Source organism: Promicromonospora vindobonensis (assembly GCF_042685865.1).
Taxonomy (GTDB): Bacteria; Actinomycetota; Actinomycetes; order Actinomycetales; family Cellulomonadaceae; genus Promicromonospora; species Promicromonospora vindobonensis.
On record NZ_JBHUOG010000002.1, the window covers coordinates 1,843,091 to 1,861,665 of the forward strand.

Here is an 18,575-nt window from a genome sequence, read left to right on the forward strand (position 1 = left end):
GACCGGAGTCACCGAGGTGCTTCACTTGCCCGGTGAACCGCACCCGCAACCCGCTCTGGCGGACCCTCGTCGAGCTCCGCGGCAATCCTCGGGCCTGCGTGTGGACCGAGCCTCTGTGGGGGCTCTCCATGGCCCTGGTGCTGCCGTACGCGTCGGTGTTCATGCTGGCGCTCGGCCTGCACGACGCGCAGATCGGCTTCCTCGCGACCGTCGCGATGCTCTCCCAGGTCGTCTTCGGGCTGGCCGGCGGGATCATCACCGACCGGTTCGGCCGGCGCGCCACGACCGCGTGGTTCGACGTGATCGCCTGGGTGATCCCGTGCCTGCTGTGGGCGTTCGCGGAGAACTTCTGGTTCTTCCTCGCCGCGTCGCTCGTGAACGGCGCCATGCAGGTCACGCAGAACTCGTGGGACTGCCTCATGGTCGAGGACGCCGAGCGGAGCCAGATCACGCGGATCTACTCGCTGGTCAAGGTCGCGGCCGACTGCTCGGCCCTGTTCGCGCCGCTGGCCGCCGTCCTGGTCGCCCAGCTCGGGCTCGAGCCGGCGGTCCGCATCCTCTACGTCAACGCGGCGGTCGTGATGACCGCCAAGATCGTCTGGCTCTACCTGTGGTCGAGGGAGACCCGCCAGGGCCGCGTCCGCATGGCCGCCACCCGCCGGCAGAGCGTGTGGCGCCAGCTGGCCGGGTACCGCGGCGTGCTCGGGCTGCTGCTGCGCTCCCGCGGTTCGCTGCTCGCACTTGCCGTGGCAGCGCTGACCGCAGCGGTCACCCTCGTCAACGGCACGTTCTGGCAGGTGGTGGTCAGCCAGCACCTGCACGTGCCGGACGCGCTGCTGCCCTTCTTCCCGATGGCCCGTTCGGTGCTGTCGGCGGTCTTCTTCTTCACGCTCATCCCGCTCCTGACCACCGCCGTCGACCTCAGGCGCGCCACGTTGTGGGGGTTCGGGGTCCACCTCGCCGGGCAGATCGTGCTCGTCGCGATCCCCGCGTCCGACGGCGGCGCGACGGGATCGACGTACGCGTTCCTCGGCCTGTGCCTGCTGCTGGACAGCTTCGGTGCCGGCATGCTGTTCATGCTCTCGGAGTCGCTCGTCGCACTGCACGTGGACCAGGCCGAGCGGTCGCGCGTGATGGCGCTCCAGCGCACGTGCATCATGCTCGCGGCGGCACCGTTCGGCTGGATCTCCGGCTGGTTGTCCGGGATCGACCGCACCTACCCGTTCGTGCTCACGTCAGTGCTGCTCGTCGTCGGGCTCGTGCTGGTGCTGGTGCGCTGGGTGCCGACGCACCCGGCCGCTGAGGCCGTCCTGACGCCCGACCCCGCCTGACCCGGAGCCGGCCGCTCCCAGCGGTGGCGGCGACGCACCGACGGGCTGCCTGGTCGTGACCGCGCTCGCGGGGCGGGCGGGCCGTGTGGACCCGCTCGCGGACCGCACCCGCCACGATGACGGCCAGGACAACGAGCCCACCCGTGACGAGAGCGCCCCGCACGCCGATCAGCTCCATCAGCAGGCCGAGGAGCGGCGGACCGGCCAGGCCCCATGCGGTGCTCGCGCTGCGCCAGACGCCCAGCACCCGGCCACGCATCGCGGCGGGCGGGTCGGTCTGCAGCACGGTCGCCCCAGCGGTGTCCGAGAGCGACTCCAGCACCGCCATGGGTGCGACGACCACCAGCAGCAGGGCGAAGGCGGGCGACAGCCCGGCGAGCACCTGGAGCAGCGCACCGCCCGCCGCGAGGACCGCCACGATCCGCACCGTCGGCCTGCGCAGGCGGCCCGCGAAGAATGCCCCCACGATGCCGCCGACAGCCAGCACCGCTGCGACGGTCGCGAAGTCCTGGGTGGTGCCGGCGAGCGCGCCGGTGACGAGCACGGCGAGCGTGAGCGAGTAGTTGCGCCCGAACACCGCGCTCACTGCCGTGACCGCCAGCAGGGCGACCAGGCGCGGGCGGCTCAGGAAGTACCTGATCCCGTCGAGCGAGCCCGACGGCGGTTGGGGTGCCGGGGCCGGCTCTTCGTGCGCCGCGGACTCGGCCGGCGCCGCAGCATCGGCCGGCACCGCGGACAGCGCAGGATCGGCCGGCTCCGCACGCGCGACGGGCAGCGCGTCCTCGAGGTTCCGCGAGTACAGCCGCAGGAACGGCACCAGCGCGGCGACCGCAAGGAACGAGACGCCGTTGATGAGGTACGCGGCGGCCGGTCCGGTGAACGCGAGCAGGCCGCCGGCCACACCCACACCGGCCAGCCTGCCCACGCTGTTCGTCACGGAGCCCAGCCCGATGGCGGACGGCACGTCGTCGGCCGCGACCAGGTCGTTGCCGAGGAGCGAGGTCGCGGGGCCGTCCACAGCGGCCACCAGACCGGTGACCGCCGAGAGGGCGAGGAGGAGCGGCAGGTTGAGCACGTCGAGGCCGACGAGCAGCGCCGTCGTCAGGGCGACCAGGCCGAGCGCGGCCTGGCTCACGGCGACCACCGCCTTGCGGGGCCACCGGTCCACGACCGCGCCACCGGCGACGCCGAAGAGCAGGCCGGGCGCCGCCTGGACGGCCAGGGAGAGACCCGTGGCGGCCGGCGAGCCGGTGATCTGCAGGACCAGAAGGTTCTGCACGGTCATCTGCATCCACGTGCCGGCGCTCGAGACGAGGTTGGCACCGGTCCAGAACCGCATCGCCGGATGGCGCAGCGCGCGCCACGGGGAACGGCGAGCGGCGGGGTCGGTAGGTACGGACTTCACACGCAGCGCGCGGAGTCGCGCGCTGAAAAAGGCAGGGAGGAGCACAAGAACTTTCACGTCAGGGGGACGCTGCAGGCGAGTACCGCCGATCGCAGCGGCGACAATTCAAACAACCGGCTCCGGGTGCGCTCTACCCTCAGGGGCCGATCGTGACCAAGGTCGCAGGTGACGGCTCTCTCCGGGCCCAGGGGCCGAGGGCTCCGGGCCCGCGGGCGCCGCCGACGTCAGCCGGCCGACGCCGGCGTGCTCGATTCCGCACGTCCCGTACGAGAGCGGCGTGTGAGTCCCATCGCGAGGTAGAGCAGCAGGCCGACCAGCAGGAGCACGCCGGCCCGCAGCCATGTCTGTCCTGACTGCTGGCTCAGCAGCAGCACGCAGCTGGCGACCCCGAGCCACGGCACCGCGGTCGCGACCCGGAAGTGCGCGTGCTCCACCTGGTCCCGCCGCAGCACCAGCACGGCCACGTTGGTGCTGATGAACACCAGCAGGAGCAACAGCACGACCGTCTCGGCGAGCGCCGCGAGGTCGCCGGTGAAGATGAGCACGACAGCGACGAGCGTGGTGGCCAGGATCGCCACCCAGGGGGTGCGGCGACGGGGCAGGACGCGTCCGAGCACCGTGGGCAGGAGCCGCTGCTCGGCCATGCCGTAGGCGAGGCGGCTGGACATGATCATGGTCAGGAGCGCTCCGTTCGCCACCGCCACCAGGGCGACGAGGGAGAACAGCCGCTCCGGCACGCCCCCCGCCGCACCGACCACCTCGAGCAGCGGGCCGCTGGAACCGGCCAGCGTCTCCGGGTCCACCACCGCGACGGCGGCGACGCCGACGGCTGTGTAGACGACACCGGCGGTCAGCAGGGCGGCGAACAGGGCACGGGGGTAGACACGCCGCACGTCTCGGACCTCCTCGGCCAGGTTCGCCGACGTCTCGAAGCCGACGAACGAGTAGTAGGCGAGGATCGCCGCGGACAGGACCGCGAGCGCCGGCGTGGTGTCGTCGGCGAACCGGGTCACGCGGCCGAGGTCGCCGCCACCGCGGCCCAGCACGACGGCGGCGAGCACCACGATGACGACCAGGCCGCTCACCTCGATGATCGTCATGGCGACGTTCGCGCCGAGCGACTCACGGATGCCCCGGGCGTTGAGCAGGGCGACCGCGACGAGGAACAGGACCGCGACGAGTCGCTCCGGTGCGTCGACGAACGCGGCGAAGTAGTCGCCGGCGAACGCGAGGGAGAGGCCTGCCGCGCTGGTCACACCTGCGGCGAGCATGGAGAACCCGACGAGGAACGAGACCAGGGGACGCCGGAACGCCCGCTCGGCGAAGACAGCGGCGCCACCCGCCCGCGGGTACTTGGTGACGAGCTCGGCGTAGGAGCCGGCAGTGAGCAGGGCGAGGCCCAGCGCCACGAGGAGCGGCAGCCAGACCGGGCCACCGACCTCTCCTGCCATCACCCCCACGAGGGCGTAGACCCCAGCCCCCAGCACGTCGCCGAGGATGAACAGGTACAGCAGCCGCCCGCTCACGGAGCGGGAGAGCCGGGTCTCCGCGTCGGCAGGGCTCGCTGTCATGGTTCGAGGCTGGCACCTCGTGCGCCGACTCGCAGCGGACGTCGTCCGGCGCCGGCGAGGGCTACCGGCCTGGACCGGTCACAGCGCCGGGTCGTAGCAGGCGTATCCGGCACGCAGCACGACGGCGGTGTCCCGCTCCGGCGTGACGCCGTCCCGCGGCCCAGGAACCTGCGCGACGTCCGGCCAGTGCACGAGGAACGTTCCGCGGTGCAGCCAGCGGAGGAGCGGAGCGACCGGCCACGGGTGCCGCACGCTCGAGCGCTCGAAGCCCATGAACGACGTCCGGGTGCGCGGGGAGACCACCAGCCCGTGCAGCCGCGCGCGGGCGAGGTGGGTGTCGGGGGTCCCGTCGAGCACGAACCGCAGGTCCACCACCCAGCCGAGGTGCGCCCCGGCGTCGTCGTGCACGGGGATGTCGAGCAGGTCCGAGGCGATCACAGTGGTCTCCTCATGCCGAGCCCTCCGGGTCGTGATCGCCGCCGGGGATACGGCCGACGATGTGGTTGCGCACCCAGCGATCGAGCCAGGTCGCGTCGAAGCGCGAGCCGCTCACGCCCAGGTGGACGGCCGAGCCGATGTCCGTCACGTGCGACCACGACAGCCGGTGCCACCGGGACGCGGGCGGGCGGCCACCGAACACCCTGGTTCCGAGGACGGGGCCGGTGAGCAGCGCGGTGATGACCAAGGGGACGCTGCCGTCGACGGGCCCGTCCTCCTCCGTGCCCGCTACGGCGTCCAGCTCGAGGTCGTCGAGCGTGCACACCGGCGTGTCGTCGACGTCGAGCACCTGGCGGTCCAGCAGGTGCAGCCGCACGTCCAGGACCCGCCCGGCCTGCGGCGGCTCGGGAAGGCGGGCCACGTCGCGCGGGCCGGTCCGGGCGCGCCTCATCCGCCCGCCTCCGTCACGATCATCAGGGGGATCGCCGAGACCGCTGCCACCACGAGGATGACGAGGTACACCGTGCCCAGCAGGTTCATCGCCCGCCCGTTGACGTGCTCGCCCATGTACTCGGGGTCGTTGGCGACGACGAGGATCGGCAGGTAGGTCAGTGGCAGCGCGACGGCGGAGAAGACCACCGAGTACTCGGTGACGGCGATCGGGTCCACGTTGGTCATCAGGACGCCGACGGCGACCACGAGCGCAAGGATCATCGCGAGGTGGAACCGGGGAGCCCGCGCCGGACGCCGGAACTTGCCCCACGACCAGCCGAGGTACTGCGAGATCGTGTACCCCGTCGACAACGCGGTCTCCAGCGCCGCGCCGAACGTCGCCGCCACCATGCCGACGATCACCACCGCGACGAGCAGCGTGCCGCCCGCCTCGGCGGCCGGCAGGGTGAGCTGGGACATCGAGTCGACCTGGATGCCCGCGGGGAGCAGGACGATGGCAGCGCAGGCCGCGATGGCGATCGACAGGAGCCCGCCGAGCGGGAACCCCACCAGCACGTTGAGGCGGGAGGTCGCGAGGTCCTTCACCGTCCACGAGTCCTCGACGCCACCGGACGAGAAGAAGAAGACCTCGTACGGCGTCATGGCCGCACCGAACAGCGCGACGGCGAAGTACCAGTACACGGCCGGGCTCTCCTGCGCGGGAACGTTCGGGACGAGCTGCGTGCCGAGCTCTCCCCAGTCGGGGCCCAGCAGGAACACCGCCACCGCGAACCCGACCAGCGCAAGACCCATCAGGCCCGTGACGTTCTCCATGACGTTGAACTTCACGCGCCAGAGGACGAGCCACACCGCCAGTGCGGCTACCGGGACCCAGAGCCGGTGGTCGACGCTGCTGGCGAGCTGCAGCGCGAGAGCGATGCCCCCCACCTCCGCGACGAGCGTCAGCACCGTGACAGCGAGGCTGGCCACCAGGTTCAGGCCAGCGGTCGTCGGCCCGAGCCGCTCCCGGATGATCTCGAACGTCGCCCGCCCGGACACCGCGGCGACCTTGCCGGACATGTGCGCGAAGACGCAGATGCCCACGACACCCACCATGACGACCCACGCCAGCGACAGCCCGAACCGCGAGCCGACGACCGCGTTGGTGACCAGGTCGCCCGCGTCGAGGAATCCGCCGATGGCGGTGAGCACACCGAGGGCTATCGTCAGCAGGCGGCTCTTCATGGCGCCGTCCGCGCCCACTCGACGTGCCGCACCGCGCCGCTCGCCTCGTCGAGCGCTCCGGCCGCGTCGTCGAGCGCGCGCAGCACGTCGTCGGCCGACGACGACGGCCCGCCCAGCCACGTACGGGCCGCGGCGACCGGTCCGACGGCGCCGGAGGCCGCCGCGAGCGCATCGTCCCGGACACGCTCGGCGTCGGCGGTCGACAGCACCAGCGTCCCGATCCCGTGCACCGCCCCGGTCGCGGTCTCCGCGGCGTCCCCTACGGCCACGTCCGCGGTCACGGCGGGGAGCCGTCCGGCCGCCCTGGCCCGCACGGCGAGCTCTGCCGTAGCCACGGCGGAGCTCGAGTCGTCGAGGTGGTCGGAGACGCTGCCCAGCGCGTTCGCGTCGTCGGACCGGGTGGCTGCCGGTCCGCACCCGGCCAGCGCGCCGACCAGCACGCCGATCAGCACCGCCACGCCCCACCGGCCAACCAGCTGGCGATCAGGGCGGTTGGTCACGCTCGAAATACTGGCGCGGATCGACGGCTCTCGCACGCCGGGTGCCTCGCCTGTCGGGATCGCGTCAGCCGACGGGCGAGCGGCAACCACCCTGCCTATCGTCGTGAGGAGACGCGGGAAGGAGCCCCCATGCGCATCGGGTACACCCTCATGACCGAGCAGAGCGGGCCGCGAGAGCTGCTGCGGTACGCCGTGGCCGCCGAGGAGGCCGGCTTCGACTTCGAGCTGTCGAGCGACCACTACTCCCCCTGGCTGACCGAGCAGGGGCACGCGCCCAACGCGTGGGTGCTCCTGGGTGCGGTGGCCCAGGCGACGGACCGGGTCGAGCTGATGACCTTCGTGACCTGTCCGACGATGCGGTACCACCCGGCGGTGGTGGCCCAGCAGGCCGCGACCCTCCAGCTCCTGGCGGGTGGCCGCTTCGTCCTCGGGCTCGGTGCCGGTGAGAACCTCAACGAGCACGTGATCGGCGACGGCTGGCCCAGCATCGCCGTGCGGCACGACCTCCTCGAGGAGGCGATCCACATCATCCGGGAGCTCCTCACGGGCGAGCTCGTCACGTGGGAGGGTGAGCACTTCCGCGTCGACTCGGCGCGGCTCTGGGACCTGCCGGACGCCGGGGTCCAGCTCGGCATCGCCGTCTCCGGTGCGCACGGGGTCAAGCGGTTCGCCCCGCTCGGGGACCACCTGGTCCAGGCGACGCCCGACGCAGAGGTGGTCAAGGGCTGGAACGACAAGCACCCGGGCGGCTCGCGCGCGTTCGGTCAGCTGCCGGTGTGCTGGGACCCGGACGAGCAGAAGGCGATCGAACGCGCCCACGCCGAGTTCCGCTGGTTCGGGGGTGGGTGGTCCGTGAACGCCGACCTCCCGACCCCGGCCGGGTTCACGGGGGCCACCCAGTTCGTGCGGCCGGAGGACGTGGCGTCGTCGATCGCCTGCGGACCGGACCTGGACAAGCTGGCCGAGAGCGCCCGGCCGTTCCTGGACGCGGGCTTCACCGACCTGGCGATCGTGCAGGTGGGGGACCACAACCAGGACCGGTTCCTCGCGGAGGCCGCCGGGCCGCTGCTGGAACGCCTGCGGGCGCTCTGAGGTACCGGCTGCCGATCGCGGGGTTGCTGCCGACCGCCCGCGAACGCGTGCGCCCCGGCCGTGGGGCGCCGGTCAGTCCAGGAACGTCACCTGGACCAGCCGGGTGCGGCGCACCCAGTCCTCCAGGTCGGCCGGCTGGGCCAGGTGGCCCGGGTTGGCGGGCTGGTTCAGGTCGGCAACGATCTCGGACAGCACCGCGCGCCGCTCCGGCTCATCGGTGACCGGCCGTGCCGTGGCACGCAGGTCCGCCCGCACGCCGTGCTTGAGGTGGACGGTGAGGGCCGGCTCGGCCACCAGGTTGACGTACCAGCTGGGCCTGTCGACCGTCCCGCTGCACAGGTAGGTGCGTCCGGCCACGTGGTAGAAGAAGATCTCGATCCGGCGGGGCAGGCTGGTACGCCGGCCCGTCGTGGTGATGTCGATGACCCGCTGCCGGGTCGAGGCGGCCGGGGTGATCTCGACGGCCCGTCGCACGGCGTCGTCCATCACGCGGCCTCGGTCTCGTTCGCGGTCTCGGTCTCGTAGCGCAGGGCCGGCCCGAGCAGCAGGCCGCCGTCGAGCACGAACTCCGAGCCCGTGGCGAACGCGGCGTCCGCCGAGGTCAGGAAGAGCACGAGCCGCGAGAGCTCGGCCGGCTCCCCCAGCCGCGGCACTGCGAACGGCTCGGGCGAGTAGAAGTCCGCGATGGGACGCTCGCCCTCGGCGACCGGGGAGCTGATCAGCGGCGTGGAGACGACGCCGGGGTGCACCGTGTTGACCCGGATCCCGTCGCGGCCGAGCTCCAGCGCGGCCGACCGGGTCAGGCCGCGCACCGCCCACTTGCTGGCCGTGTAGGCCGAGTAGTACGCCGTGCCGACGTACCCCATGGTCGAGCCGATGTTGACGACGGCGCCCCCGCCGCCGCTCCGCATGGACGGCGTCACCGCGCGGATGCCCAGGAACTGCCCGGTCACGTTGACCTCCAGGATGCGCCGGAACGCCTCGGCGTCCATGTGCTCGATCGGCGCCGCCGACTGCTGCATCCCCGCGTTGTTCACCAGTACGGAGACGGGGCCGAACCGTTCCTCGGCGGTCGCGACGGCAGCCGCCCACTGCGCCTCGCTGGTGATGTCCAGCGCCACGTGCACGGCCCGCTCCCCCAGCTCAGCGGAGAGCGCCGCGCCCCGCTCGGTGTCGCGGTCGGCGATCACCACGTTGGCGCCCTCCGCGTGGTAGGCGCGCACGTGGCTGACGCCCATGCCACCCCCTGCGCCGGTGACGATGACTGTCTTGTTCTCGAATCGCTGCACGGGTCGGCCCTTCGATAGTTGCGAGTCGCCTGACTCACCTCCCGCTCAGGGTAGGCCGCCGGTAGAGGTGAGTCAAGCGACTCACCTCACAGCCTGAGGCATGATGGGCCCATGGCGACCGGCACCGGGACGTACCACCAGCAGCTCGCGGAGCAGAAGCGCGCGGCGATCATCGCCGCCGCCACCAGCCTGTTCCTGGACAACGGCTACGCCGGCACGTCGCTGGCCCGGGTGGCCGAGGCCGCTGAGGTGTCCAAGGCCACGCTGTTCAAGCAGTTCCCCACCAAGGCTCGGCTGTTCGAGTCGATGGTCAAGGAGCACTGGAACCCGGACGTCGACGAGCGGCCCGAGCCGGCGACCGGCGACCTCGCCGGCGGGCTGGCCGAGTACGGGCGCCGGTACGCCGCCCTGATGTCCCGGCCCGAGATGGTGGGCCTGTACCGCATCATCATCGCCGAGATGCCGCGCTTCCCGGGGCTCGCCGAGACCCACTTCGACGTCGGCAAGATGCCGTTCTTCGACTCGGTGCGGCGGTATCTCGCCGCTGAGCACGACTCCGGGGCAGCACGCATCGAGGACCCGGTGGCCGCCACCACCCAGTTCATGGGGATGATCTCGAACTTCACGTTCTGGCCCCGCCTGATCGTGGTCGGCTGGAACCCCAGCGACGCCGAGACGGCTCGCGCCGTCGACGACGCGGTCGCCACGATGGTCGCGCGCTACGGGCCCTAGCCAGCCGGCGCGGGCTTGGCGCGGTAGAACCCGGCGGCCTTGCGCAGCGACTCCCGCGCCCGGCGCCGGTCGCCCGCGGCGTCGTAGGCGAAGGCCAGGTGGTACCAGGCGCGCCAGTCGTCGGGCGCCGCCTCGACCGCCGCCCGGCGCGGTTCGAACGCCTCGTCCGCCGCCGACCGGTCGATGCGGCCGCCGGGTGAGCGCGGCAGGTCGTCCACGGGCAGGTCGCCCTCGGCGAACAGCGTGTCGGCCATGGTCTGCACCGTCGCCGCCAGCCGGAACTCACGCACGATCAGCCCGATGACCAGCAGCGGGATGATGAGCACTGCCAGGCCGATGGCCACCAGCACCGGCTCGCCGCTGCGCACCATCGCGATGCCGCGACCGGCGATCTGCCACACGTACAGCGCGAGCAGCAGCGTCACGGCCAGCGTGCCCGGAAGCCCCTTGGGAAGCTTTCGGCCCGACGCAGCCGGCTTGCGCGGGCCCTGGCTCTGGCCCTGGCCCTTTTCCTGAGGTCCGGTCTCCGGCTCGCTCACGACAGGTCCAGCACGTGCTCGAGCCCGACGGTCAGCCCTGGTCGGGACACCACGGACCGGATCGCGAGCAGCACGCCGGGCATGAACGAGGCACGGTCGAACGAGTCCTGCCGGATGATGAGCTGCTCCCCCTCGTTGCCGAAGAGGATCTCCTCGTGCGCCACGAGCCCACGCAGCCGCACGGCATGCACCCGCACGCCGTCGACGTCGGCCCCGCGCGCCTCCCAGCCCGTCTCGGTCGCGTCGGGCGACGGCCCGAGGCCGGCCTCTGCGCGGGCCGTCGCGATCGCCGCGGCGGTGTGCCGCGCGGTGCCGGAGGGTGCGTCCACCTTGTTCGGGTGGTGCAGCTCGATGACCTCGGCCGACTCGAAGTAGCGCGCAGCCTTCGCGGCGAACGTCATCGCGAGCACCGCCGACAGCCCGAAGTTCGGGGCGATGAGCACACCGAGCGCCCCTCGGCCGCCCGTTCCCCGTGGCGACAGCTCGGCGAGGTGCGCGGCGACCCGGGCGCGCGAGTCGTCGTCCCAGCCGGTGGTGCCCACCACGACGTGCGCCCCGGCGTCGAGCACCGCGTGCACGTTGGCCTCGGTGACGCCCGGGACGGTGAAGTCCACGGCGACGTCGGCCCCGGCGAGCGTGTCCCGGGAGATGGTGTCTCCGTGGTCGAGCCTCGCGACCAGCTCGAGGCCGTCGGCGGCCTCGACCGCCGCACAGGCCTGCGTCCCCATGCGCCCTGCCGCACCGAGCACGGCAACCTTGATGTCACTCACGATCTACCACCCTTGTTCTTCGTTGGGTGCTGGATATATCCAGCACCCAACGGGAGGTTCAGTTGTCGAACGGGCCTACGCGGATGATCGACCTCGGACGGGACGCGAGGTCTTCGGCCAGGGACCGGACGTCGGCCGCCGTGACCGCCTGGATGCGCTCCAGCGACTCCTCCAGCGACAGCAGGTCGCCGTACACGAGCTCGGCCTTACCCAGGCGGCTCATCCGCGCACCGGAGTCCTCCAGCCCGAGCACCGTACCGCCGGAGAGCTGACCGATCGACCGCTTCAGCTCGGCCACCGTGATCCCGTCGTGCGCGAGCTTCTCGAGCTCCTCGACGAGCAGGTCGGTGACCTGGTCCACCTTGCCGGCCGCGCAGCCCGCGTACAGACCGAACGTGCCGAGCCCGCCGTGCGCGGAGGCGAAGGAGTACGTCGAGTACGCCAGCCCCCGCTTCTCGCGGATCTCCTGGAAGAGCCGGGACGACATGCCGCCGCCCAGCACCGCGTTCAGCACGGACAGCGCGAAGCGCCGGTCGTCCGTCGCCGCGATGCCGGTGGAACCCACGATGATGTTGGCCTGCTCGACCTGGCGGGTGACGGTCAGCTCGGCGCCCGCCTCCGGCACACCGGTCCGGTCCTCCGAGGAGACCCGGCGGTCGCACGGTGCGGTGGCGGGGTCGAGGTCCCATCCGCCGTCGGACAGCACCTGCGTGACCTGCTGCACGAGCTTGTCGTGGTCGATCCCGCCCGCAGCCGTGACCACGAGGGTCTCCGGCCGGTAGTTCCAGCGGTAGTGGTCCCAGACGGCGTCCCTCGGGACGGCGTTGATCGTCTCGGGCGTGCCGCCGATGGGGCGCCCCAGCGCGTGGTCGCCGAGGACGACCGCGGAGAACTGCTCGTGCACGACGTCGGTGGGGTCGTCGTCGTTCATCGCGAGCTCTTCCAGGATGACGCCACGCTCGGTCTCGAGCTCGTCGGAGTCCAGGCGCGCGGAGGTCACCATGTCGGAGATGACGTCGACCGCCATCGGCAGGTCGGAGTCCAGCACCCGCGCGTAGTAGCAGGTGTGCTCCTTGCCGGTGGCCGCGTTCGCCTCACCGCCGACGGCGTCGAACGCCTCGGCGATGTCCATCGCGGACCGCCGGGTGGTGCCCTTGAAGAGCAGGTGCTCCAGGAAGTGCGTCGAGCCGAAGTGGCCGTCGGTCTCGTCCCGTGAACCGACGCCGATCCACGCACCCACCGTGGCCGAGCGCTGGCCCGGCATGTGCTCGGTGAGTACACGGACACCGCCGGGCAGGACGGAGCGACGAATCGTCGCTCCGTCCTGCCCGGCGGTCAGCTCGGCACCGGGCTCGCCCGCGGGGACGAGCGGCAGGTGCCACGTCATGTCAGACGTCCGCTGATGCGGTGGCCTCGGTGGCCGGCTCGACGGAGTCGGCCGGAGCCGCCTCGTCCTCGTCGGTCACGGCGACCAGCGAGAGCTTGCCGCGCGGGTCGATCTCGCCGATCTCGACCTGGACCTTCTGGCCGATGGACAGCACGTCGTCGACGTTCTCGACGCGCTTGCCACCCACGAGCTTGCGGATCTGGCTGATGTGCAGCAGACCGTCCTTGCCCGGGGACAGCGAGATGAAGGCGCCGAACGACGTCGTCTTGACGACGGTTCCGACGAACCGCTCGCCCACCTCGGGGACGTGCGGGTTGGCGATCGCGTTGATCGCCGCGCGGGCGGCCTCGGCCGAGGGGCCGTCCGTGGCACCGATGTAGACGGTGCCGTCGTCCTCGATGGAGATGTCCGCGCCCGTCTCCTCCTGGATCTGGTTGATCATCTTGCCCTTCGGGCCGATGACCTCGCCGATCTTGTCGACGGGGACCTTCACCGTGATGACGCGCGGGGCGTTCGGGGACATCTCGTCGGGCGTGTCGATCGCCTCGTCGAGCACCTCGAGGATCGTCAGGCGAGCGTCGCGGGCCTGACCGAGCGCGGCACTCAGCACCGAGGCGGGGATGCCGTCGAGCTTGGTGTCGAGCTGGATGGCCGTGACGAACTCCTTGGTACCGGCGACCTTGAAGTCCATGTCACCGAACGCGTCCTCGGCCCCCAGGATGTCGGTCATCGCGGCGTAGCGGGTCTCGCCGTCCACGGTGTCGGACACGAGGCCCATCGCGATGCCTGCGACCGCCGCGCGCAGCGGCACACCGGCGTTGAGCAGCGACAGCGTGCTCGCGCACACGGAGCCCATGGACGTCGAACCGTTGGAGCCGAGAGCCTCGGACACCTGGCGGATCGCGTACGGGAACTCCTCGCGGCTCGGCAGGACCGGCACCAGGGCACGCTCGGCGAGCGCACCGTGGCCGATCTCGCGGCGCTTCGGGCTGCCCACGCGGCCCGTCTCACCGGTCGAGTACGGCGGGAAGTTGTAGTTGTGCATGTAGCGCTTGCGCGTCTCCGGACCGAGCGAGTCGATCTGCTGCTCCATCCGGAGCATGTTCAGCGTGGTGACACCCAGGATCTGGGTCTCGCCGCGCTCGAAGATCGCCGAGCCGTGCACGCGGGGCAGCACCTCGACCTCGGCCGACAGGGTGCGGATGTCCGCGAGCCCACGGCCGTCGATGCGCACACCGTCGGTCAGCACGCGCTGGCGGACGAGCTGCTTCTGCAGCGAGCGGAACGCTGCGGACAGCTCCTTCTCGCGGCCCTCGAACTGTCCGTCGAGCTGCGCGTGCACGTCGGCCTTGATCTGGTCGAGCGTGTTCTCGCGGTCCTGCTTGTCCGCGATGGTCAGCGCGTCGCGCGTCGGCGCCGAGACGGCTGCCTCGACGGCCGCGTAGGCGTCGTCCTGGTAGTCCGGGAAGAGCGGGAACTCCTGCGTCTCCTTGGCGGACTGCGCGGCGAGCTGGTCCTGCGCGTCGCACAGGGCCTTGATGAACGGCTTGGCCGCCTCGATGCCCTCTGCGACGACCGTCTCGTTCGGAGCCGCGACGCCCTCGTTCTTGATGAGGGTCCACGCGTTGTCGGTGGCCTCGGCCTCGATCATGGCGATGGCCACGTCGGTCGAGCCGTCGGCGGCCGTCACGTTCCGGCCCGCCACGACCATGTCGAAGACCGCGCGCTCCTTGTCGGAGTACTTGGGGAACGCGACCCACTGGCCGTCGACCAGCGCGATGCGGACCGCGCCGACCGGGCCGTCGAACGGCAGGCCGGAGATCTGGGTCGACGCCGACGCGGCGTTGATCGCCAGCGTGTCGTACGCGTCGTCGGGGTGCAGCGCCATGACCGTGATGACGATCTGGACCTCGTTGCGCAGACCCTTGACGAACAGGGGGCGCAGCGGGCGGTCGGTGAGGCGGCAGGTGAGGATCGCGTCGGTCGACGGGCGACCCTCGCGACGGAAGAACGAGCCGGGGATGCGCCCTGCGGCGTACATCCGCTCCTCGACGTCCACCGTCAGCGGGAAGAAGTCGAACTGGTCCTTGGGGTGCTTGCCGGCCGCGGTGGTCGACAGCAGCATGGTCTCGCCGTCGAGGTACGCGGCGACTGCGCCGGCGGCCTGCTTGGCGAGGCGTCCGGTCTCGAACCGGACGGTACGGGTGCCGAAGCGACCGTTGTCGATAACGGCCTCGGCGAACTGGATCTCGGGACCCTCCACGGGTGCCCTCCTTCTGTTGGGGTGTTCTCTTGGAACGCCCCCGTGCCCGACGGTCATCGATCGAGGCCTACCGAACCACCGCTCACCAGGGGCGAGGGGTTCGGGAAGCCACTACCGAGGACCGGACGAGGTCACGGGCGGCGTGTTGTTCGTACTACAGCATCTCACCAGATCAGCCCGGCCCCCGCAGCGGGGGCCGGGCTGGTGGGCGTCATGTCAGCGGCGCAGGCCGAGCTTGTCGACGAGGGCGCGGTAGCGCTCGATGTCGATCCCCTTGAGGTAGCCCTGGAGACGACGGCGCTGGCCCACGAGGAGCAGCAGACCACGACGGCTGTGGTGGTCGTGCTTGTGCTCCTTGAGGTGCTCGGTCAGGTCCTTGATGCGCTGCGTGAGGAGCGCGATCTGCACCTCCGGCGAGCCCGAGTCGCCCGGCTTGGTTCCGTACTCGGAAATGATCTGCTGCTTCGTGGCAGTGTCGAGCGGCATGGCTCTCCTTCAGTGTCGTTGCGCGGTGCTCCGGGACTTGTTCACCGGGGCGCTCTCGATCCGCGGCCGTTCAGACGGCAGTACAACATTACCAGTGCTGAGGTGCCCTGCCCGACCGCTGACGCCCTGCTACCTGTGAGATGCCACCTGCGGGATGCCACCTTGCGAGATGCCACCTGCGGGACCGGGCCCGGTTGTCCGCTCCTGGCGAACCAAGATTTCCCCTCGGCGCTCCCGGTCTAGCGTGAAGAGGTGGCCGAGCAGAACCCCTCCGTCAGCACCTCCCACGAGCTCCGCGCCGTCGCCGAGTCGTTCGGCGCCGACGTAGAACGCTATGACCGCTCCAGACCGGCGTATCCCGACGCTCTGATCAGGGCGATCGTCCAGCGCTCGCCCGGCGGCGCGGTGCTGGACGTCGGGACGCGTACCGGGATCGTCGCCCGCCAGCTCCGTGACGCCGGGTGCACGGTCACCGGCGTGGAGGCCGACGCGCGGATGGCCGACGTTGCGCGGGGACACGGTTTCGCCGTCGACGTCGGCCGGTTCGAGGAGTGGGAACCGGCCGACCGGCGGTTCGACTCCGTGGTCGCCGGCCAGACGTGGCACTGGGTCGACCCGGTCGTCGGCGCCGCCACGGCGGCCAGGGCGCTCCGGCCGGGTGGCCTGCTGCTGGCCTTCTGGAACGCCGCGAGCCCGGCCGCGGAGCTCGCCGCGGCGTTCGCCGCCGTCTACCGGCGCGTGGTCCCGGACCTTCCGTTCCGGCCCTGGGCACCGAACATGACCGACGCCTACGACGAGATGTGCCTCAAGGCGGCGTCCGGCATGCGGGAGTCCGACGAGCTCGACGAGCCGGAGCACTGGCTGTTCGGCTGGGCGCGGACCTACACGCGCGACGAGTGGCTGGACCTCGTGCCGACGGCCGGCGGGCACAGCCGCTTCCCGAAGCCAGTGCTGGCCGAGCTGCTGACCGGCCTCGGCGAGGTGGTCGACGAGGCCGGTGGCACGGTGACGATGCCCTACCGGTCAGTGGCGGTGGCGGCGCACCGACACTGACCCGGGCACCGGCTCAGGCCCCGTCGTGGCCCGCGTAGCTCCCGCCGGCGCGGCGGAAGACCGGGGCCCCCGCGTCGTCGTGCCCGACCGGGAGGACACCAGCGAACGCCAGCAGGTCGTTGAGCGTCGTGACGAGGCGCCGGTCCTCGAACCGGACGCCGTACGCAGGCGTCCAGCCGGGGCGGGGGCGGCGCAGGTACGACTCGTCGTCCAGCTCCAGCAGGTAGACGAACGTCTCCACGAGGATGCGGCTGCCCACCTCGCCCAGGAAGTTGCCGTTGCCCTGGACCTCGGCCTCCTTGAGCAGGTAGTACCACAGGGGCGTGCCGTCGAGGTCGTCGAGCGCTGCCACCAGCTCGGGCGACGCGTTCTGCCGCAGCTGCTCCGGGCTGAGCGGGCGCACCCCGAGCTCTGCGGCAGCCGCCTCCCCCGTCGGGATCGCCAGCATGTACCCGCGCAGCAGGTTGCGTTGCGCCAGCTGCCTCAGCAGCGCCTTCACCGGGCCGGAGGCGCCGGTGCCCTCGTTCAGCATGTCACCGAGTCCCTCGGCCAGGAACGGGTCGATCTTGCGGGCCATGCGGAACGCCGCCGGGTCGCCCTTGTCGGTCAGCCGCGTCCAGTCCACCGGCCAGTTCGACGGCAGCGCGGGCAGCGGGTTCGCGGGGTCCGGCGACAGACCACCGCTGCCCGTGAACCGGAAGAGCTGGTCGAGCGATGCGACTCCGCCCGGGCCGTTCCGCGTGAAGTTCACGTTGAAGTCGTATGCGCCCCGCACCATCGAGTGCCCGAACCGGAACGCCGCGACGGCGAACTCCAGCGGCATCGCCACGCGCCGGGTGGGCCGGAACAGGGTCGGCCCGGTGGCCAGCACCGCGTCCAGCACGCCGGGCTTGGTGAGGGTGCGCAGGTAGTCGTGCACCACCAGCCACTGGTAGTGGAACCGGACGAGCTGCTGCGCCCTGTCGAACAGGTCGCGCTGGGTGATCGCCGCCCACGGCTCGTGGCGCGCGACCCAGTCGACGGTCGCGTTGTGGAACCGGATCAGCGCCACGTGGAACTGCGCGAGGACCAGGTTCTCGTCGTTGCGACCGTCCGGGATCAGCGGCATCCGCTCGCTGCCCGGTTCGCTGCTGCGCGGCAGGTCGCGCTGCGGGTCGTCGCCGGGCGCCACGAGCTCGAAACCCGGTATCGCGTCGGTGGAGATCCTGCCGAGCCGCAGCTTGGCCGAGCCCGGCACGTACGCCGCCTCGCTCCGGGTGGTACCGCGGTCGGGCTCGCCCTCGAACCGCGGCCCGGAGCCGTACAGGCTGTCGAGGTCGAGCAGCGGGCTGCGCCCGTTGTGCAGGCTGCGCACGACGGCGCGCGGGCCGAACGTGCGGAACGGGTGCCTGACGATGTCGCCGAGCGCCTGGTCGCCGCCCGGCCCGGCCCCGTCGTCCGGGCCGTTCGTGTTGAGCGTGATGTCGTGGTCGATGAACTGGCCCCAGTAGGTGTAGACCGACGGGATGGTCGAGTCCCGTCCGGCGGGGGCGGCCGCCGGCTCGATCAGGGCGGCGCCGAGCCGGGTGAGGGCATCCCTGGTCTCGTCGACCCGATAGCCGTCGGGCAGGTGCGCGTGCGGGAAGCGCCCGGCCGAACCACTGAGCAGGTAGTCGAACGCCGTCGTGGCGTCGAACCGGTGCTCGCGCAGGTCGCGGCGGACCGCCGCCTCCGTGCGGGGCAGCAGCGTCGCCGTGCTGCGCTGCGGCGCTGCCGGGTCGGCCCCGATCGAGGGCACGAACACCCCGCCGTGCCCGATGCGCCACACCGTCCGGCCGGCCGGCGTCTGCGCCAGGTCGACCTCCTCGTGCGGCGTCCGGTTCGGGTCGCCCTGCGGCGGCGCCTGCGTGGTCTGGACCATGGTCTCTCCTTCGCTGGGGTGAAGGCCTTCCACCACTGAGAGAGCCGGGGATCCGGCGCCGGTACCCGATTCGGCCAGGCCCGAATCACCACGCCGACGTGTCGGAACCACAGGCCGCTCCGGCGACGTGTGGTCCTGACAG

Annotated in this window: 18 protein-coding genes; 4 read left to right on the plus strand and 14 right to left on the minus strand. The window is 71.8% G+C overall.

Annotation, left to right across the window (positions count from 1 at the left end):
- Positions 1-32: 32 nt before the first annotated feature.
- Positions 33-1,331, plus strand: a complete 1,299-nt coding sequence (locus ACFS27_RS21500) for an MFS transporter (RefSeq protein ID WP_377187238.1) — start codon at positions 33-35, stop codon at positions 1,329-1,331.
- On the opposite strand, the gene ACFS27_RS21505 is transcribed toward ACFS27_RS21500, so the two are convergent.
- From ACFS27_RS21505 to ACFS27_RS21530, 6 genes are all read right to left on the minus strand, one after another.
- On the minus strand, positions 1,231-2,793 hold the full coding sequence (locus ACFS27_RS21505; protein ID WP_377187241.1) for an MFS transporter: 1,563 nt from the start codon (positions 2,791-2,793) through the stop codon (positions 1,231-1,233). The genes ACFS27_RS21500 and ACFS27_RS21505 overlap by 101 nt on opposite strands.
- Before the next feature lie 167 nt (positions 2,794-2,960).
- Complete coding sequence (locus ACFS27_RS21510; protein WP_377187244.1) at positions 2,961-4,307, minus strand: APC family permease; 1,347 nt, start codon at positions 4,305-4,307, stop codon at positions 2,961-2,963.
- Between the two features lie 78 nt (positions 4,308-4,385).
- Positions 4,386-4,745, minus strand: coding sequence for a PRC-barrel domain containing protein (locus ACFS27_RS21515; protein ID WP_377187247.1), 360 nt, complete (start codon positions 4,743-4,745; stop codon positions 4,386-4,388).
- Positions 4,746-4,755: 10 nt separating this feature from the next.
- Positions 4,756-5,196 (minus strand): hypothetical protein, encoded by a 441-nt coding sequence (locus ACFS27_RS21520; RefSeq protein ID WP_377187249.1) that lies wholly within the window; start codon positions 5,194-5,196, stop codon positions 4,756-4,758.
- On the minus strand, positions 5,193-6,422 hold the full coding sequence (locus ACFS27_RS21525; RefSeq protein ID WP_377187252.1) for an Nramp family divalent metal transporter: 1,230 nt from the start codon (positions 6,420-6,422) through the stop codon (positions 5,193-5,195). The genes ACFS27_RS21520 and ACFS27_RS21525 overlap by 4 nt, the downstream gene beginning before the upstream one ends.
- The gene (locus tag ACFS27_RS21530) at positions 6,419-6,922 is read right to left on the minus strand and encodes a hypothetical protein (protein WP_377187255.1); all 504 of its coding nucleotides are present in this window, start codon (positions 6,920-6,922) and stop codon (positions 6,419-6,421) included. Before ACFS27_RS21530 ends, ACFS27_RS21525 begins: the two co-directional genes overlap by 4 nt.
- Positions 6,923-7,051: 129 nt before the next feature.
- Here ACFS27_RS21530 and ACFS27_RS21535 point away from each other — a divergent pair, with 129 nt between their 5' ends.
- Positions 7,052-8,014 carry a TIGR03557 family F420-dependent LLM class oxidoreductase gene (locus ACFS27_RS21535; protein WP_377187258.1) on the plus strand — a complete coding sequence of 321 codons (963 nt, stop codon included), beginning with the start codon at positions 7,052-7,054 and terminating at the stop codon, positions 8,012-8,014.
- A gap of 72 nt (positions 8,015-8,086) precedes the next feature.
- Here the strand turns inward: ACFS27_RS21535 and ACFS27_RS21540 are convergent, their stop codons facing one another.
- Both ACFS27_RS21540 and ACFS27_RS21545 read right to left on the minus strand, forming a co-directional pair.
- On the minus strand, positions 8,087-8,500 hold the full coding sequence (locus ACFS27_RS21540) for a nitroreductase/quinone reductase family protein (protein WP_377191116.1): 414 nt from the start codon (positions 8,498-8,500) through the stop codon (positions 8,087-8,089).
- Complete coding sequence (locus ACFS27_RS21545) at positions 8,500-9,303, minus strand: SDR family NAD(P)-dependent oxidoreductase (protein WP_377187261.1); 804 nt, start codon at positions 9,301-9,303, stop codon at positions 8,500-8,502. Before ACFS27_RS21545 ends, ACFS27_RS21540 begins: the two co-directional genes overlap by 1 nt.
- A 111-nt stretch (positions 9,304-9,414) precedes the next feature.
- Between ACFS27_RS21545 and ACFS27_RS21550 the strand changes: the two genes are divergently transcribed.
- Positions 9,415-10,035: a TetR/AcrR family transcriptional regulator gene (locus ACFS27_RS21550; protein ID WP_377187264.1), complete on the plus strand. Its 621-nt coding sequence runs from the start codon at positions 9,415-9,417 to the stop codon at positions 10,033-10,035.
- On the opposite strand, the gene ACFS27_RS21555 is transcribed toward ACFS27_RS21550, so the two are convergent.
- From ACFS27_RS21555 to rpsO, 5 genes are all read right to left on the minus strand, one after another.
- Positions 10,032-10,466 carry a hypothetical protein gene (locus ACFS27_RS21555; RefSeq protein WP_377191118.1) on the minus strand — a complete coding sequence of 145 codons (435 nt, stop codon included), beginning with the start codon at positions 10,464-10,466 and terminating at the stop codon, positions 10,032-10,034. The genes ACFS27_RS21550 and ACFS27_RS21555 overlap by 4 nt on opposite strands.
- A gap of 104 nt (positions 10,467-10,570) precedes the next feature.
- Positions 10,571-11,344, minus strand: coding sequence for a 4-hydroxy-tetrahydrodipicolinate reductase (gene dapB / locus ACFS27_RS21560; protein ID WP_377187267.1), 774 nt, complete (start codon positions 11,342-11,344; stop codon positions 10,571-10,573).
- Between the two features lie 58 nt (positions 11,345-11,402).
- Entirely contained in the window at positions 11,403-12,731 is a 1,329-nt protein-coding gene (locus ACFS27_RS21565; protein WP_377187270.1) for a M16 family metallopeptidase, read from the minus strand.
- A gap of 1 nt (position 12,732) precedes the next feature.
- On the minus strand, positions 12,733-14,994 hold the full coding sequence (locus ACFS27_RS21570; protein WP_377187273.1) for a polyribonucleotide nucleotidyltransferase: 2,262 nt from the start codon (positions 14,992-14,994) through the stop codon (positions 12,733-12,735).
- Positions 14,995-15,210: 216 nt separating this feature from the next.
- Positions 15,211-15,480: a 30S ribosomal protein S15 gene (gene rpsO / locus ACFS27_RS21575; protein ID WP_020016810.1), complete on the minus strand. Its 270-nt coding sequence runs from the start codon at positions 15,478-15,480 to the stop codon at positions 15,211-15,213.
- Positions 15,481-15,732: 252 nt separating this feature from the next.
- Here rpsO and ACFS27_RS21580 point away from each other — a divergent pair, with 252 nt between their 5' ends.
- A complete protein-coding gene (locus ACFS27_RS21580) occupies positions 15,733-16,533 on the plus strand; it encodes a class I SAM-dependent methyltransferase (RefSeq protein WP_377187277.1) in 801 nt (266 codons plus the stop codon).
- Between the two features lie 13 nt (positions 16,534-16,546).
- Here ACFS27_RS21580 and ACFS27_RS21585 read toward each other — a convergent pair whose 3' ends face one another.
- Positions 16,547-18,433, minus strand: a complete 1,887-nt coding sequence (locus tag ACFS27_RS21585; protein ID WP_377187280.1) for a peroxidase family protein — start codon at positions 18,431-18,433, stop codon at positions 16,547-16,549.
- Positions 18,434-18,575: the final 142 nt, after the last annotated feature.

Bases quoted from the DNA above. Each gene is read 5' to 3' on its own strand.
- ACFS27_RS21510 (WP_377187244.1), bottom strand. From the start codon at position 4,307: ATGACAGCGAGCCCTGCCGACGCGGAGACCCGGCTCTCCCGCTCCGTG.
- ACFS27_RS21520 (WP_377187249.1), bottom strand. From the start codon at position 5,196: ATGAGGCGCGCCCGGACCGGCCCGCGCGACGTGGCCCGCCTTCCCGAG.
- ACFS27_RS21525 (WP_377187252.1), bottom strand. From the start codon at position 6,422: ATGAAGAGCCGCCTGCTGACGATAGCCCTCGGTGTGCTCACCGCCATC.
- ACFS27_RS21535 (WP_377187258.1), top strand. From the start codon at position 7,052: ATGCGCATCGGGTACACCCTCATGACCGAGCAGAGCGGGCCGCGAGAG.
- ACFS27_RS21540 (WP_377191116.1), bottom strand. From the start codon at position 8,500: ATGGACGACGCCGTGCGACGGGCCGTCGAGATCACCCCGGCCGCCTCG.
- ACFS27_RS21550 (WP_377187264.1), top strand. From the start codon at position 9,415: ATGGCGACCGGCACCGGGACGTACCACCAGCAGCTCGCGGAGCAGAAG.
- ACFS27_RS21565 (WP_377187270.1), bottom strand. From the start codon at position 12,731: ATGACGTGGCACCTGCCGCTCGTCCCCGCGGGCGAGCCCGGTGCCGAG.
- rpsO (WP_020016810.1), bottom strand. From the start codon at position 15,480: ATGCCGCTCGACACTGCCACGAAGCAGCAGATCATTTCCGAGTACGGA.
- ACFS27_RS21585 (WP_377187280.1), bottom strand. From the start codon at position 18,433: ATGGTCCAGACCACGCAGGCGCCGCCGCAGGGCGACCCGAACCGGACG.